The organism is Acidobacteriota bacterium, from assembly GCA_030697165.1.
Taxonomy (GTDB): Bacteria; Acidobacteriota; Vicinamibacteria; order Vicinamibacterales; family UBA2999; genus 12-FULL-67-14b.
Map to the genome: position 1 here is coordinate 407946 of JAUYQQ010000022.1, position 15661 is coordinate 423606.

At 63.7% G+C, this 15661-nt stretch carries 11 protein-coding genes and 1 tRNA gene; 7 read left to right on the forward strand and 5 right to left on the reverse strand.

Features of this window, described 5'->3' with window-relative positions:
• The first annotated feature begins 114 nt into the window (after window positions 1–114).
• The 4 genes from Q8T13_21440 to Q8T13_21455 are packed head-to-tail and all read left to right on the forward strand — an operon-like array spanning window position 115 to window position 7276.
• Window positions 115–1617 carry a class I SAM-dependent DNA methyltransferase gene (locus tag Q8T13_21440; GenBank protein ID MDP3720335.1) on the forward strand — a complete coding sequence of 501 codons (1503 nt, stop codon included), beginning with the start codon at window positions 115–117 and terminating at the stop codon, window positions 1615–1617.
• On the forward strand, window positions 1605–3122 hold the full coding sequence (locus Q8T13_21445; GenBank protein MDP3720336.1) for a class I SAM-dependent DNA methyltransferase: 1518 nt from the start codon (window positions 1605–1607) through the stop codon (window positions 3120–3122). Before Q8T13_21440 ends, Q8T13_21445 begins: the two co-directional genes overlap by 13 nt.
• Window positions 3115–4314, forward strand: a complete 1200-nt coding sequence (locus Q8T13_21450; GenBank protein ID MDP3720337.1) for a hypothetical protein — start codon at window positions 3115–3117, stop codon at window positions 4312–4314. The genes Q8T13_21445 and Q8T13_21450 overlap by 8 nt, the downstream gene beginning before the upstream one ends.
• Window positions 4307–7276, forward strand: coding sequence for an HsdR family type I site-specific deoxyribonuclease (locus Q8T13_21455; GenBank protein ID MDP3720338.1), 2970 nt, complete (start codon window positions 4307–4309; stop codon window positions 7274–7276). The genes Q8T13_21450 and Q8T13_21455 overlap by 8 nt, the downstream gene beginning before the upstream one ends.
• Window positions 7277–8565: 1289 nt before the next feature.
• Here the strand turns inward: Q8T13_21455 and Q8T13_21460 are convergent.
• Window positions 8566–8640, reverse strand: a tRNA-Asn gene (locus Q8T13_21460).
• Window positions 8641–8800: 160 nt separating this feature from the next.
• On the opposite strand from Q8T13_21460, the gene Q8T13_21465 reads away from it, so the two are divergent.
• Window positions 8801–10444, forward strand: coding sequence for a M1 family metallopeptidase (locus Q8T13_21465; GenBank protein MDP3720339.1), 1644 nt, complete (start codon window positions 8801–8803; stop codon window positions 10442–10444).
• 9 nt (window positions 10445–10453) lie between these two features.
• Here Q8T13_21465 and Q8T13_21470 read toward each other — a convergent pair whose 3' ends face one another.
• Window positions 10454–11383, reverse strand: a complete 930-nt coding sequence (locus tag Q8T13_21470; GenBank protein MDP3720340.1) for a VWA domain-containing protein — start codon at window positions 11381–11383, stop codon at window positions 10454–10456.
• 103 nt (window positions 11384–11486) lie between these two features.
• Here Q8T13_21470 and Q8T13_21475 point away from each other — a divergent pair, with 103 nt between their 5' ends.
• Window positions 11487–12344: a dienelactone hydrolase family protein gene (locus Q8T13_21475; protein ID MDP3720341.1), complete on the forward strand. Its 858-nt coding sequence runs from the start codon at window positions 11487–11489 to the stop codon at window positions 12342–12344.
• A 57-nt stretch (window positions 12345–12401) separates the two neighbouring features.
• On the opposite strand, the gene Q8T13_21480 is transcribed toward Q8T13_21475, so the two are convergent.
• Together Q8T13_21480 and Q8T13_21485 are read right to left on the reverse strand one after the other, a co-directional pair.
• Complete coding sequence (locus tag Q8T13_21480; protein MDP3720342.1) at window positions 12402–12809, reverse strand: hypothetical protein; 408 nt, start codon at window positions 12807–12809, stop codon at window positions 12402–12404.
• Entirely contained in the window at window positions 12806–13249 is a 444-nt protein-coding gene (locus tag Q8T13_21485; protein ID MDP3720343.1) for a CopD family protein, read from the reverse strand. The genes Q8T13_21480 and Q8T13_21485 overlap by 4 nt, the downstream gene beginning before the upstream one ends.
• A gap of 302 nt (window positions 13250–13551) precedes the next feature.
• Between Q8T13_21485 and Q8T13_21490 the strand changes: the two genes are divergently transcribed.
• Window positions 13552–14748, forward strand: a complete 1197-nt coding sequence (locus Q8T13_21490; protein ID MDP3720344.1) for a COX15/CtaA family protein — start codon at window positions 13552–13554, stop codon at window positions 14746–14748.
• 243 nt (window positions 14749–14991) lie between these two features.
• On the opposite strand, the gene Q8T13_21495 is transcribed toward Q8T13_21490, so the two are convergent.
• Window positions 14992–15498 (reverse strand): helix-turn-helix transcriptional regulator, encoded by a 507-nt coding sequence (locus tag Q8T13_21495; protein MDP3720345.1) that lies wholly within the window; start codon window positions 15496–15498, stop codon window positions 14992–14994.
• Window positions 15499–15661: the final 163 nt, after the last annotated feature.

Here is a 15661-nt window from a genome sequence, read left to right on the forward strand (position 1 = left end):
ATAGCCTTGAGAGCCCCAGAACAGGCCAGCCGTTGGGTGGCGCCTGGCCTACAATCCCAACTACATGAACCAGGCTTCGCATAACAAAGTTACCAGCCGGGCTCTGATTCGCTGATGACGCTGACGCACGAAGACCTCAAGTCCACGCTCTGGGACGCCGCGAACACCCTGCGCGGCTCCGCGGTCGATCGCACCGACTGGAAGGGCTATATCCTGCCTCTGCTTTTCTTTAAGCGGATCTGCGACGTTTGGGACGAGGAGACGACCGAAGCCGCCGAGACCTTCGGCGATGTCGATCCTGCCGCGTTTCCCGAAGTCCACCGCTTCTCGGTTCCGCAGGGCTGTCACTGGAGAGACGTCCGGGAGACCGCGACGAATGTCGGGGCGGCGCTGCTTCACGCCATGCAGGAGATCGAGCGTGCCAACCCCGACACCTTGTATCGCGTCTTCGGCACTGCGGACTGGGGCAATCGCGAGAAATTCACCGACGAGCTGCTCAAGGACCTGATCGAGGGCTTCTCGGCCGTCTCGCTCGGCAACATGGCGGTCAGCACAGATGTCCTTGGCGACGCATACGAATACCTGATCGGCAAGTTCGCCGACGTCACCCGACGCAACAAGGCCGGCGAGTTCTACACCCCGCGCAGCGTGGTGCGGATGATGGTCGAGATGCTCGACCCGAAGGAAGGCGAATCCATCTACGACCCGGCCTGCGGTACCGGCGGCATGCTGCTCGGGGCGATCGAGCACGCTACGCGTGAAGGTGGCGACCCGCGGAAATTTTACGGCAAGATCTACGGCCAGGAGAAGAACCTCACCACTTCGTCCATCGCGCGAATGAACCTGGTGCTGCATGGCATCGAGGACTTCCAGATCGCCCGCGAGGACACTCTCCGCAACCCTGCCTTCGCGGACGCGAGCACAGGTGGCCTACTCACCTTCGACTGCGTCATCGCCAACCCGCCGTTCTCGCTCAAAGAATGGGGCCGTGAGCTGTGGGAAGCGGATCCGTGGGGTAGGGCGAAATATGGCATCCCTCCTGAGAGCTACGGCGACTACGCCTTCGTGCAACACATGATCGCGTCCATGGCGCCAACCGGCAACAGCCGCATGGCGGTGGTGCTCCCGCAGGGCGCGCTGTTCCGCAAGGCTGCCGAGGGCAACATCCGCACGGCGCTGCTCAAGGAGGATCTGATCGAGGCGGTCATTGGTTTGGCGCCGAATCTCTTCTACGGCACCCAGCTCGCCGGCTGCGTAGTTGTCCTCCGGCGGAAAAAGCCCGTCGCGCGCCGGAAGAAAGTGCTCATCGTCGACGCGTCGAGGCTCTTCCGGAGAGGCCGCGCCCAGAACTTCCTGGATCCCGAGCACGCCGAGCAGATCGTCGCGTCGTACCGCGCTTTCGAGGAGGTGAAGGACCGCGCCAAGGTCGTGTCGCTCGATGCGATCGAGGAGGAAGGTTGGACACTCAATATCTCGCGCTACGTGTTGCCGCCCATCGGCGCCGACATCCCCCCGCTGCCGGAGGCCGTCGAGGCGCTCAAGACCGCTCTCGCGGAGGCACGAGCCGCTGAGGATTATCTGCGCAAGGTGCTCACCGAGGGCGGGTGGCTGAATTGAGCGCGCATCTTACGCAGAAAGAACTTGAGGTGCACCTGTGGGGAGCGGCCACGCTGCTTCGCGGCTTAATCGACGCGAGCGACTACAAGCAGTACATCTTTCCGCTGCTCTTCTTCAAGCGCCTGACCGACGTGTGGGACGAGGACTATCAGCAGGCCATCGCCGACACCGGCGACGCCGGCTACGCAGCTGCCACCGCCAATGACCGTTTCAAGATTCCCGAAGGCGCCCACTGGAAAGATGTGCGGGCTGCCTCGCGCGATATCGGCCGCGCGCTGCTCAATGCATTCCAGAGCATTGAAGCGGCCAACCCCGAGCGGCTGCGCGGGGTGTTCGGAAACGCGCCATGGACCGACAAGGCCCAGGTACCGGACGGCACGCTCAAGAACCTGATCGAGCACTTCTCGAAGCACGCGCTCAGCCTGACAAACGTGCCTGAGGACGAGCTCGGCAACGGCTACGAATACCTCATCAAGCAGTTCGCGGACGACAGTGGCCACACGGCGCAGGAGTTCTACACCAACCGCACGCTGGTGCATCTCATGGCGCAGATGCTGGAACCGCAAGCTGGCGAAAGCATCTACGACCCCACCTGCGGCACTGGAGGCATGCTCATCTCCTGTCTCGCCGAGGTGAAGCGCCGCGGCGGTGATACACGCACGACGGGTCTCTATGGGCAGGAACTCATCAACATCACCGCCGCCATCGCACGGATGAACCTCGTGCTCCACGGCGTGTCGGACTTTCAGATCGCGAGTGGCAACACGCTCGCCGCGCCTGCCTTCGCCGACCACGGCCGCCTGCGCACGTTCGACGTGGTGCTGGCCAATCCGCCCTACTCGATCAAAAAGTGGAACCGCGCGGCGTGGGAGAGCGACGCTTGGGGCCGTAACTTCCTCGGCACGCCGCCGCAGGGCCGCGCCGACTACGCTTTCTTCCAGCACATCCTCAAGAGTATGGACTCGGCGACCGGCCGCTGCGCGATCCTCTTCCCGCACGGCGTGCTCTTCCGAAACGCGGAGCACGACATGCGGCGCAAGCTCGTCGAGACCGACCTCGTCGATTGTGTGCTGGGGCTCGGGCCCGGCCTGTTCTATAACTCTGCGATGGAGGCGTGCGTCGTCATCTGTCGCAGCAATAAACCAAAGTCGCGACGGGGCAAGGTTCTGCTTATCGATGCCGCCCATGAGTTCGCTCGAGAGGGTGCTCAGAGCTTCCTCCACACCGGGCACCAAGACCGCATCCTTGCTGCGTATCGAGCCTTCGCGGACGCGCCCGGCTTCGCGGCCTTGGTGTCCATTGAGGACGTCCTTGCCAAGGGCAGCAGTCTGTCCATCCCGCTTTATGTGAAAAAGCCCAAGTCGCAGGTCGCGTCAGGCGAAGACAACGATCTCGCCGAGGGGTGGGTCGCGCTTGATCAGGGCGGGAGGGATTACTGGACCCAGATGGACGCGTTGGTGGACATGCTCGACGGCCTCGTCGCTGAGGAGGCCAACGGTGACTGAGACGGCTGCAAAGCGATCGAAGGCGGGATCTACGATCGTAGCACTTGGTGACGTTGTCGACATCATCAACCGGTATTGGGATCGTGACACGGCGGTCCCCGAGCGGCTGGTCGCTGGCGAGCACATCGACGAAGGCGAGCTCCGCGTAAGGCGGTGGGCGATGACCGACGACGACCTAATCCCTCCGACTTTCAACCGGTGGTTCCAGTCAGGCGATGTGCTGCTGCACTCCCGAAATATCAAGAAGGTCGCCCAACCAGACTTCGGCGGGATCACTGGCGAGAAGCTGTTTATTCTTCGCACTAAGGACGATTCGGTCCTGGTTCAGTCCCTTGTGCCATATCTTGTTCAGTCAGAAGTATTCCGCTACTACGCGGAGTCGCGGTGGGCCGGGTCAACAAACAAGTTCCTCAACAAGACGCCCCTACAGGAGTTCGAGTTCGCATTACCGCCAATCGAGGAGCAGCGGCGACTGGCCGCCGCCCTGCGAGCCACCGAAGCTGCATCTGAATCGCAACGCGTGCTGGCGGAGCGCTCGGTTCTTGCCTCGCACGCGCTTCTGGACTTTCACCTGGAGTTGCGTGTCGCCTCAGCGCAACGCGTCCTCGTGGGCGATCTGCTTGTCGATGGACCCACGAACGGGTTGTCGCCGAAGGCCAGCACGGGCGACCTTGGGCTCCATACCGTGAGTATCGGGGCCGTATCCCACGGCGTTTTCGATCCGACCAATCACCGGAAATTCATAGATCTCACACCAGAACAAGCTTCGCCATACCTTGTTCGTAAAAACGACATCTTCGCTGTCCGGGGAAACGGAAATCGACAGCTTGTGGCGCGGGTTGGGCAGGCCAGCGAGAGCTACGACGACCTGATCTATCCCGACCTTCTGATCCGAATGCGATTCGATCCCTCCCGCGTTGTAGGCGACTATTTGATTGCCCAATGGAACCACCCGTCGGTACATGCGCGGCTCCTCTCCCGCGCGAAGTCATCGAACGGAATTTGGAAGGTAAACGGCCAAGATATCCGCAGTCACGAACTGATGATCCCGCCACTCCAGGTACAGGAGGACGTTGGGAAATCTCTTCGCTTGTGCACGGCTGCTGCCAAGGCTGGTAACCTCCGGAAAGCGACGCTGGCGAGAGTCATAGTGTCGATCATGAAGCGAACCGTCGGAGCTCGAGATGAGTAGTTTCAATGAGAGCAATACCGTCGAAGCATTCTTTCGTGACCGCCTCTGCGGCGGCCTAACGCATCACACCGCTGTCGGGCCTGGGCTGGCGCGACAGAATGGTCGGATCAGTGGCCTCGGATGGCACTTCCTGAGCGCCGTGTATCTCGCGCGTCAGCCGCAGGAGGTCTTCGTTGCGGACCAGCTGCGCGAGGCACTCATCCGGCTTAACCCCTCTATTGCCGCTCAGCCCGACCGCGTAGATGACGTGCTCCATCGCCTGCGGGCGATCGTCATGACCGTTCGTGATAGTGGCCTCGTAAAGGCCAACGAGGAGTTCGTTGCCTGGCTCTTGGGCGAGCGTTCGATGCCTTTCGGTGACAATGGCGAGCACGTCACCCTCCGCCTCATCGACTTCGACGACATCGAACAGAACCAGTTCGTCGTCACCCAGCAGTTCATCTTCCGCGCCGGCAAGACGGAGAAGCGCGCTGACCTCGTGCTGCTGGTCAACGGCATCCCGCTCGTCTTGATTGAAGCCAAGACGCCGGTGCGTTCCAGCCAGAGCTGGCTCGACGGGGCGCTGCAGGTGCACGACGACTACGAGAAGAACGTCCCCGAGTTGTTTGTGCCGAACGTGTTCTCGGTCGCGACCGAGGGCAAGGAGTATCGCTACGGCGCGGTGGGCATGCCGGTCGATCTGTGGGGACCGTGGCGGGTTGAAGATGACGACTCTCTTCCGGCGATGGCGCAGGTGGAGAAGGCGGTCAGCTCGATGCTCAGCCCCGGCGTGGTGCTCGACCTGCTCGCCAACTTTACCGCGTATGCCACTCACAAGGGAAAGCGGCGGATCAAGATCATCGCCCGCTATCAGCAGGTCGACGGCGTCAACAAGATCATCGAGCGAGTCGTCGCAGGCCAGCCCCGTAAGGGCCTGATTTGGCATTTCCAAGGCTCGGGGAAGTCGCTCCTGATGCTCTTTGCCGCGCGCAAGCTCCGCCTGCATCCGGCCCTAAGGAATCCGACGGTGCTGGTGGTGGTGGACCGGATCGATCTTGACAGCCAGATCTCTGGCACCTTTTACGCTGCGGACATGCCCAACTTGGTGCGGACCGAGAGCCGGAGGGAGCTGCAGGATCTGCTCGGGAAGGATGCCCGCAAGGTCATCATCACGACGATTCACAAGTTTGCCGAGGCGGACGGCATCCTCAACGACCGCGGAAATATTATCGTGATGGTGGACGAGGCTCATCGCACCCAGGAAGGGGACCTCGGACGCAAGATGCGCGATGCGCTGCCGAATGCGTTCCTGTTCGGCCTGACCGGCACGCCGATCAACCGCGCCGACAAGAACACCTTTTATGCGTTCGGCGCAGACGAGGACGAAGGTGGCTACATCAGCCGCTACGGCTTCGAGGACTCCATTCGCGACGGGGCCACCAAACCGCTCCACTTCGAGCCGCGCCTCGTCGAGCTCCACATCGACCAAAAGGCCATCGAGGAGGCCTATCGTGAGCTCACCGCCGGCCTGACCGACGAGGACCGCGACAAGCTAGGTAAGGCCGCCGCGAAGATGGCCGTGCTGGTGAAGTCGCCGGCGCGCATTGGCGCAATCTGCGCCGACATCGCACAGCACTTTCAGGAGAAAGTTGCACCGAATGGCTTCGGCGCACAGGTCGTCACCTTCGACCGTCAGAGCTGCGTCCTGTATAAGGAGGAACTTGACCGGCACCTGCCGCCCGAGGTGTCAGACATTGTCATGTCGGTGAACAGCGGCGAGGAAACCTACCTGCCTTACCGCCGCGATCGGGACGCCGAGGAGAAGCTTCTGGACCGGTTCCGCGATCCGAAGGACCCTCTGAAGATACTGGTCGTGACCTCGAAACTTCTTACCGGTTTCGACGCGCCGATTCTCCAGTCGATGTACCTCGACAAGCCGCTCCGGGACCACACGCTTCTACAGGCCATCTGCCGCACGAACCGACCATACGGCGAGGAGAAGACTCACGGCCTGATTGTTGACTACCTCGGCATCTTCGACGATGTGGCGCTGGCGCTGCAGTTCGACGAGGAGGGCGTCCGGAAGGCGGTGTCGAACATCGCCGAACTCGTCGGCAGACTGCCCGGGGCGGTGCAGAAGTGCCTGGCGTACTTCGCCGGCTGCGACCGCACCCTGCAGGGCTACGAGGGACTCATCGCCGCGCAGGAGTGCCTGCCGACCAACGACACCCGCGACGCCTTCGCGGCCGACTTCAGCGTGCTCGCGCGCATCTGGGAGGCCGCCTCGCCCGATCCGGTCCTGACCCAGTTCGAGAAGGACTATCGCTGGCTCGCGCAGGTGTACGAGTCACTGAAGCCCTCGACTGGCACCGGGCGGCTGCTCTGGCACCGGCTCGGCGCGAAGACCATCGAACTGATCCACCAGAACGTCCATGTAGAGGCCGTCCGCGATGACTTGGACACGCTGGTCCTGGACGCTGAGCTGCTCGAAGCCGTCCTCGGCGTCCCGGATCCGACCCGCAAAGCGAAGGAAGTCACGATCAAGCTGACTGCCCGCCTGCGCAAGCACGCCGGGAACCCGAAGTTCAAGGCATTGGCGGAGCGACTGGAGGACCTGAAGAACCGACATCAGCAGGGGCTGCTCGTCAGCATCGATTTCCTCAAGGAACTGCTCGAGCTGGCGAAGGACGTTGTGAAACTCGAGCGCGAGACGCCGGTCGCGGAAGAAATCGACCGCGGCAAGGCGGCGCTGACCGAGCTCTTCGAGCAGGCCAAGAACGGTGAGACACCGATCATGGTGAAGCGGGTCGTCGACGACATTGACGAGATCGTCCGCGCGGTGCGTTTTGACGGTTGGCAGAACACGCATGCCGGCGAGCGCGAGGTAAAGATTGCGCTGAGGAAGACGCTTTTCAAGTACAAGCTGCACCAGGACACCGCGCTTTTCGAGAAGGCGTATGGGTACATCCGCGAGTACTACTGAGGCCGGACGAGGCCCCGCGCGCCAGCGTCTGGGCCCGCGGGACCTATTCGCGCCTGGCTTCACTCTGTTCCAAGGCTTGTACTTTTCCGAGCCGAGGAATAGCCTAGTGCACAGAGGAGAGAGCCAATGCTCTTTAGGCGCGGTAGTGTGTGGTGGTTCAGAATCAAGTTCTCAGGAACGACGATTCGCGAATCGACAAAGACCAGCTCCAAGGGTCTCGCTAGGCGGGTAGAGGGTCAGCGGCGGCGAGAGTTGGAGGAGGGTTTCCACCGTCTGCCGAAGCGACAAGTGCCACTGACCTTTAGCGCAGCCGCTGATCAGTGGGTGCAGAGTCGATCATTGGTGTGGTCGCCAAAGACTTCCCGAATTGAGCGAACCAGCATCGGGCACCTGAGGCCGGTTCTGGGCACGCGTCTCCTGACGGATATCACTCCCGAGAACATCTCCGACTACCAGCGGATCAGGCTTGCCGAAGGCGCATCGCCCAAGACCGTCAACCTGGAGGTGGGAACCGTTCGCGCCGTGCTTCGCCGTCACCGTTTGTGGGCGAATCTGCAGCCAGATGTTCGCATGCTGGCGACAACCGACGACCACGGCAAGGCACTTGTCGAAGGTGAAGAGCAAGCGCTGTTGAAGGCGTGTGCTGACAGTCGCTCACTAGTGCTGCTGCCGGCGGTTGTGGTGGCGCTGAATACCGGCATGCGCTATCGAGAGGTTCTCGACCTCCAGTGGAGGGACGTTGACCTCTCCGCAAGGCGGGTGCTGGTTCGCCACAGCAAGACCAAGGCGGGAACCGGACGAGTGATCCCCCTCAATGATCATTCCTTGGCAGTGCTTGAGTTCCTGAACGGACGCTTTCCCGAGCAGCGGCCCGATCACTACCTATTCGCCTCGGAGCGATACGGGGTCTCTGGTGACTCCGCTGTGGCTCACGCATACGCTGCCGATCCGTCGATGCCGATCAAGAGCCTTAAGGAGGCGTGGGAGAGGGCCAAGCGAGTCGCCGGGGTTACCTGCCGCTTCCACGACCTGCGCCACACAGCCGCCACCAGGATGCTTGAGGGCGGGAGTCCTTTGCTTGTCGTCGCCAGCATCTTGGGTTGGAGTCCGTCGACTGCCGCAAGGATGGCAAAGCGCTACTGCCACATCGGCAACGTTGCCCAGATGAACGCGGTCGAAATGCTGATGGTCGATTGCGAAATCATTGAATCCGACGCAGGGGGGCACAAAAAGGGGCACAGCGAACAGGCGCTTACCCTCTCAGAACATCGTAAGTTATTGAAAACAAGTGGCTCCTCGGGCTGGACTCGAACCAGCAACCCTCCGGTTAACAGCCGGATGCTCTGCCATTGAGCTACCGAGGAATACAGGCAGGACTTCTCGTGAAGAGAAGAACCCCCATCGTAGGACAGATGGGCCGGTTGCCGCAAGGATTTCGACGAAAACCCGCAAAATGGCGGCTATCCTCGGGCCATGGGTCTGGGCCGATTCCAAGCGATCTTGGCGACCGCGTATGATTGGCCGATGATGCCGCTCCGGATCCGTCTCGTTCTGGCAATTCTCGCGCTCACGCTGGTGGCGGGCAGCCGCGCGGGCGCCGATACTTATCCACGGCAGCCCGGCATCGACGCCCGTCACTACGTGTTTCGCCTCACGCTGCTGACCACTGATTCAAACGAGATCCAGGGCGAGACGACGGCCACCTTCAGGGTGTTGACCGCGGGCCTGCGCGAGCTGGCGCTCGACCTTGCGACTCCTCGCGCCGACGGTAAGGGCATGACCGTCGCCGGCGTCACCGCGCCGGCCGGGCCCGTGCCGTTCACTCACCGTGATAATCGCCTCCGGCTGACGTTGCCGGCCGGCCTCGCCGCCGGGCAGGACGTGACGTTCACCATCGCGTATCGCGGCATTCCCGCGGATGGCCTGCGTCTCATCAACAACATCCACGGCGACCGCACCGCCTTCAGCGAAAACTGGTACAACCGCGCCCGGCAGTGGCTGCCGATGATCGACCACGTGGCCGACAAGGCCACCGGCGAGTTCCTGATCACGACGCGGGCCGACTACCAGGTCATCGCCAACGGCGCCCTGGTCGAAGAACTGGATCTGCCGGGCGGACAGCGCCGTACCCACTGGCGGCAGGACGTGCCGATTTCGTCGTGGCTCTATGCCGTCGGCGTCGCCCGCTTTGCCGTCAGGCATGAGGGCCTCGTCCGCGGAGTGCCGCTCGAGTACTGGGTGTTTCCGCAGGATGCCGAGAAGGGCTTCGCGCTGTTCGAGAAGGACGCGCGCCGCTCGTTCGAGTTCTATGCCGACTGGGTCGGCCCGTTCGCGTACCAGAAGCTCGCGCACGTGGAGGCGGCGGGCATGGGCGGCGGCACCGAACACGCCAGCAGCATCTTCTACGGCGAGAAAGGCATCACCGCCGGCAACGGCCCGGTGGTCCACGAAGTGGCCCACCAGTGGTTCGGCAATGCCGTCACCGAAAACGACTGGAACGACATCTGGCTGAGCGAAGGCTTCGCCACGTACTTCACGCTGCTCTACACCGAACATGCCGAGGGGCGCGATGCCTTCGCCGAGGGCCTGCGCCGCAGCCGTGCCACGGTGCTCAAGCTGGAAGCCAGCCTGCCGAACACGCCGATCGTGCACGTCAACCATGACGACGCGACGCGCGAGCCCACCAACGGGCTCGTCTACCAGAAGGGCGCGTGGATGCTGCACATGCTGCGCGAGCAGGTGGGCACCGAGACGTTCTGGCGCGGCATTCGCGACTACTACCGTCGGTACATGAACACCACGGCGTCGACCGACGACTTCCGGCAAGTCATGGAGCAGACGTCCGGGCAGGACCTGGCGTGGTTCTTCCGGCAATGGCTGAACCGCGCCGGCGTGCCCGAGCTGTCCGGGACGTGGCGCTACGACGCCGCGGCAAGGGAAGTGGTGGTCACCGTGCGGCAGACGCAAGCGGCAGATCCGTACCGCCTGTCCCTTGGCGTCGGCCTGGTGCCGGCGGCCGGCGGGCTCCCGGCCGTACGTCAGATGGCTGTCGACGGCCGCGAAACGACCATGCGCTTTCCCGCCGCCACCGAGCCGGCCGCGGTCCTGCTCGACCCTGCCGTGTCGACGCTCGCCAGTTTCGGCGCGTTCGCAAAAGCGCGGCCGTAGGCGCCAGGCTTACTTCGAATTGGCTGCCAGATATCCGGCGCGCGTGCGGACGCGGTGGTCCGGATGCCTCGTGGTGACCCTCAGGCGTCGATACGTTCCGTCACCGGAGTTCTGCGGATAGAACCCCAGGGTGTACTGCTGACGCAGTTCTTCGGCCACCCGCTGCGCCCCCGCTTCCACCTCGCGAATCGTTGACGCAATAATGACGGACCCGCCGGTGGGTTCGGCGAGTCGTTGCAGCGACGGCACGTGCACGGCGCCGGCTCGCCCCGCCACGTTGACGCCGAGCGCGTAGAGCAGCACTTCGCCTTCGCGAAGCGCGGTCTGCGCCCTGGCGGAACCTTCGAGCGGGCCGGGTGCCTCGAAGGGATCACGCAGGCCGTCGCGGCTGGCGGCGATGATCGAGTTGTCGATGCCATCCGTCATGAGCAGCATCGCGCGCTTCCGATGCGGCGTTTCCTTCATGTAGGGCACCATCTCCCTGACGGCCTTGAATAGTTCCGTGCTGCCGGAGGTCGGCATGGCTCTCAGTGAGTTGACGATGCCCGCACTGTACGGGCGCCAGGTGATCATCGTGCGCCGGGTGCTGTCGAAGGTGGAGATGCTCCATTGGTCGCCGGGCTGCAGCGAGCGCCCGAGCGCGTCAGCGGCCCGAATCGCGGCGGCCATGCGTTCACCGGTCATGCTGCCGCTGGTGTCAATCAAGACACCAACACTAATCGGCGCCGGCTCGGCCGAGAAGACGGCCACCTCCTCGGGCACCTCTTCGTCGTAAATCAGGAAGTCGTCTTTCGCGAGGCCGCGAACGATCGAACCATCCGGCGCCTGGACGGTGACATCGAGATAGACGACTTCAACGCCGGACTTGAATTGCGGCTGGCGGCCGGCGGCGATAGTTACCGACGCCAGCAGGACAGTAACAACGAAGGAGTATTTCATCTGTTGCGACGATTATCGCCTTTGCTGGCCGCACTCAACCCGACTTCTGGTGTATGTATTGGCTGCACGTCCACCGTGTTCATGAAGACGATGAGGAGCCGACATGTGCGATAAGGACCATTTTGCGGAGAGTGTGGCGGAGTACGAGGCCAGGGGGCTGGTCACCAGGCGGCAGTTCGGCGTGATACTCGCCGCCGGCGCGGTCATGGCGTTGCCGCAGCTCGCCAACGCGCAGGCGACCGGCGAGCGGGAAGTTGAAATCAGGACGCCGGACGGCACCTGCGACGCGTACTTCGTGCATCCCGCGTCCGGTACGGGAGCCGCCGTGCTGCTCTGGCCCGACATCTTCGGGCTCCGTCCGGCGATGAGGACCATGGGCAAGCGCCTTGCCGGGTCCGGGTATTCCGTGCTCGTGGTCAACCCGTTCTATCGGACTGGCAAACCCACGGCCACGGGCGCCACGCCGATCAAGGAGATGATGGCGTTCCGCAAAGGCATGAGCGCCGACACGGATATGACGGATGCGAAGGCGTTCGTCGCGTGGCTCGACGCGCAGCCGCAGGTGAACAAGAACCGGAAGGTCGGCGTGCAGGGCTACTGCATGGGCGGCCCCATGTCGTTCCACACGGCCGCGGCGGTGCCCGATCGCATTGGCGCGGTCGCGTCGTTCCACGGCGGCGGGCTCGTCAACGAGAAGAGCGGCCCGAACAGCCCGCATCTGCTGGCGGCCGCCACGAAGGCGTCGTTCCTGATCGCCATCGCCGAGAACGACGACAAGCAGCGGCCGAACGACAAGACCGTGTTGAAGGACACGTTCGACCAGGCCAAGCTGGCCGCGGAGATCGAGGTGTACCAGGCCGCCCACGGCTGGTGCCCGCCGGATTCGCAGGTCTACAACGAGCCACTGGCAGAGCGCGCGTGGAGCCGCCTGCTCGCGTTGTACGGGAAGGCGCTGGCATAGGCAGATCCGCTGCAGGGGAGACTCAGGTCTTCTCTGTAGCGCGAAACGCCTGGCCGCTCAGTGGCCGGCTACCGGCCGCACCGCGCCGGCCGACTCCTGATGCCGGCGGTGGGCTTCTTTCAGCCGGTCGATGGCCAGGGTGCGCTGCTCATCGGTCATCGGAATGCGACTCGAGAGCACCATTGCCATCGTGCCGGTCGGCGCGCGCAGGAACTGCTCGAGCGGCACGCCGAATCGGCGCGGCACGTTCTCGACGGCCAGCGACAAATCGGGCGCCAGCGCAGCCGGGTTCACGATCCGGTAGGCCGACACGGAGTGGCAGGCTGTGCACCCCGACTGCTCGAACCAGGCGCCGCCCTCGACCTCGGAACTGGCGACCGTCTGTGTCGTGAAGGCCTGGCTGCCAGACATGCAGCCGACACCCGCCAGCACCGACAGGGCCAGCATGAAACACCTGCTCATCATGACGCTCGCACCAGGCCCACCGCCAGGCCGACGATGACCACGGCGATGACGAGCAAGGCGCGACCCATCCAGCGGGCGTAGGCCCGCGAACCCGGACGCTCGTGCAGGACGGTGATCGCGACGGCCACGGCCACGAGGGTCAGCTTGACGAGGACGAGATGGCCGAACATCGTCGAGCGCCACTGTGGCCTGAGGAAGTCGCCGGGCTGAACGCCGCGTGCCCACAGATTGAAGACACCGGTCACGAGCAGGATCGCGAGGCACCACCAGGAAACGACACGGAAGCGCCGGCCGAACCAGGCGAGGAACTCAGCCCGCTCCGCTTCAGTGCGGCGGCGGAAGTACGGCATCACGGCGAGTACGAAGATCGTCATTCCTCCCGCCCAGGTCATGGCGCCCAGAATGTGGAGCCACACCGACGCCAGGTACAGACTTCGCATGATCTGAAGCGTAGGGTTGCGACGCCACCCGAGGTATGACCGCCGTCATAGCAGATGGCGCCTGGACGTGCGACAAGGGCACTGTGCCATCGTGGTCTCCTTGGGGCTGGCTGCTGCTGCCGGCTGCGGCGCCTGGCACGCCGGTGTCCGTATGACGGGCGTCATACCGGCAAGCCCCGTGCCGGAGTACGGTCTTGGCAGATGCTCTGCCTCGTTCGGGAGCGGCGCCAGTTTCCATCTTGAATAAGACGTGGAACCGCAAGGGCCGCTCCCCCTTTTTTCCCTGATCCTGGTCGACGTTGATGTCTGCATTTGACGCAGTTCAAGACGGCGGCTCTGGCAGCGCAGCGGCCCGGCACCCGCAGATCCCACCGCATCGCGGCCGTCTGAACAGTGAGGTGGTCGAGGAGCCGCATGACGACTGGCGCCTCCGCCTGCCGGAATCGGCGCGCCGCCGGATCCGCCACTGGCTCGGGACCATCGCGGCCATGACGTTTCTGGTTCTCGCCGTCGGCGGCGTGACGCGCCTGACGCACTCGGGCCTGTCGATCGTCGACTGGCGGCCGTTCGTCGGCGTGGTCCCACCGCTCAGTCAGTCCGAGTGGGTCGACAACTTCGAACGTTACCAGCAGTTTCCCGAGTACCGGCAGTTGCGACCTCACATGACGCTGGCGGAGTACAAACGGATCTTCTTCTGGGAGTACCTGCATCGTGTCCTCGCACGTCTGACCGGGCTGGTCTTCCTGGTTCCGTTCGCGTTCTTCTGGCTCTCGGGCACGATCACGCGCCCGCTCGCTTGGCGCGCACTCGCGCTTTTCGCGCTCGGTGCCACGCAGGGGATGGTCGGCTGGCTGATGGTCCAAAGCGGACTGATCGACCGGCCGAGTGTCAGCCACTACGGGTTGGCCGCGCATCTGTTCCTCGCCCTGGCCATTTTCGGGCAGTGCATCTGGCTGATTCGCGATCTGAGTCTTGGCGTCACGCGGCCGGCGGTCGCGGCGGTGGCACGCAGGCGCGCCGGCCGCGCCCTGATCGCGGTGGGAGGTCTGCTTGGCCTGCAAATCGTCTGGGGCGCCTTCGTCGCCGGTCTGAAGGCAGGCCTCGTGTTCAACACCTTCCCGCTGATGGACGGTGCGCTTGTGCCGTTCACGCACTGGACATCGAGCCCCGCCGCGCTCGACTTGGTTCAGCAGCCATCGGGTGTGCAGTGGCTGCACCGGGTCATCGGCACCGTCCTGGTGGTCGCGGCGTACCTGCTGCGCCGTGGCTTCCGGCAACTGTCGATGGACCGCACGTCGATAACCTTCAGCGTCGTGCTGCTGTGGGCGACCGCGGCACAATACGCGCTTGGCGTCCTGACACTCGTCCTCTTCGTGCCGGTCGGCTTCGCGGTGGCGCATCAGGCGATGGCCATGGTAATTGTGGGTCTCTGGGTCGGTGCGGTCCATCACGTGCGCCACCTCGCCACGGCGCCGGCCACGCGCCGCGTGAACTCGTGAAGTTGTGCATCGCCGCCAACTTCGTCGAAACCTGGCTCCGTAGGCGCCGTCGACTTGCTCGGCGCGGATCATCTCGATGTCGGCCACTGCCTCAGGGTGGCGGATGCGCAGGACGGAGCGCTCGTGAACCAAGATCTGCTGCGAGTAACCGCCAGCGTGTGACCTGCCGACCCGGTCGGCCACCTGGAAGCCGAGCGGCAACCAAAGAAATACCTCGTGAGCTGATTTCAGGTGACCGTAGGCCTATCGCGGCAGCTTGATGCGCACGCGGAACTCTCGCGCCCGCGCGGGTCCGACGCGGCGCGCATCGGTGATCCACTGGCGTTCTTGCGGTTCCTCTTGCGGCGGCTCAGCCGTACTCTCGGCGATTCTCCCGAAGGCCCTCGTGACCCCGTCCGCAATCCGCCGCCATATGGCGGAAGCAGCGGACGCATGGTCCGGCTTCACCTCGGTCGGCGGCGTGGGCGCGACCCCGTCGTCATCAGGAAACAGTCGCGCGAACTGCGCGCAGGCCTCGGACACCGGCAAGCTCAGCATCTGCACGTAGTCGCGAAAGAACGAGCGGCGGAAGAAACCCTTGGGCCAGCGGCTCAGGTCGCAGCGTTCGAGGGCCGCAAACATGAAAGCCGGGATCTTGGTCGTGTCCGCGATCTCGTCGAGGGTGATGCCCTTGCCCTCGCGGGCGGCTTTGAGCGCGAGGCAGAACTCCTCGCGAGAATCAGTGGAGAGGCATTCGCTGTTGAAAGACATGCGTCCGAGGCTTTCTGGGGTAACACCTCTGGCCTAGCAATTGCGTTGCCAACTTGGTCAACGGCACTTGTGGCGCGAATTGTTAATCCGTCGATGTGGGCCTGCGGAACAAGGCAGCAATTTCTACACGCACGTGTACTTCCGATACGCATGCCTGACCATC

Excerpts from the sequence above, each read along its gene's own strand:
- Q8T13_21490 (MDP3720344.1), top strand. The coding sequence starts at position 13,552 with ATGTCTGCATTTGACGCAGTTCAAGACGGCGGCTCTGGCAGCGCAGCG.
- Q8T13_21485 (MDP3720343.1), bottom strand. The coding sequence starts at position 13,249 with ATGCGAAGTCTGTACCTGGCGTCGGTGTGGCTCCACATTCTGGGCGCC.
- Q8T13_21480 (MDP3720342.1), bottom strand. The coding sequence starts at position 12,809 with ATGATGAGCAGGTGTTTCATGCTGGCCCTGTCGGTGCTGGCGGGTGTC.
- Q8T13_21495 (MDP3720345.1), bottom strand. The coding sequence starts at position 15,498 with ATGTCTTTCAACAGCGAATGCCTCTCCACTGATTCTCGCGAGGAGTTC.
- Q8T13_21455 (MDP3720338.1), top strand. The coding sequence starts at position 4,307 with ATGAGTAGTTTCAATGAGAGCAATACCGTCGAAGCATTCTTTCGTGAC.
- Q8T13_21440 (MDP3720335.1), top strand. The coding sequence starts at position 115 with ATGACGCTGACGCACGAAGACCTCAAGTCCACGCTCTGGGACGCCGCG.
- Q8T13_21470 (MDP3720340.1), bottom strand. The coding sequence starts at position 11,383 with ATGAAATACTCCTTCGTTGTTACTGTCCTGCTGGCGTCGGTAACTATC.
- Q8T13_21465 (MDP3720339.1), top strand. The coding sequence starts at position 8,801 with ATGATGCCGCTCCGGATCCGTCTCGTTCTGGCAATTCTCGCGCTCACG.
- Q8T13_21475 (MDP3720341.1), top strand. The coding sequence starts at position 11,487 with ATGTGCGATAAGGACCATTTTGCGGAGAGTGTGGCGGAGTACGAGGCC.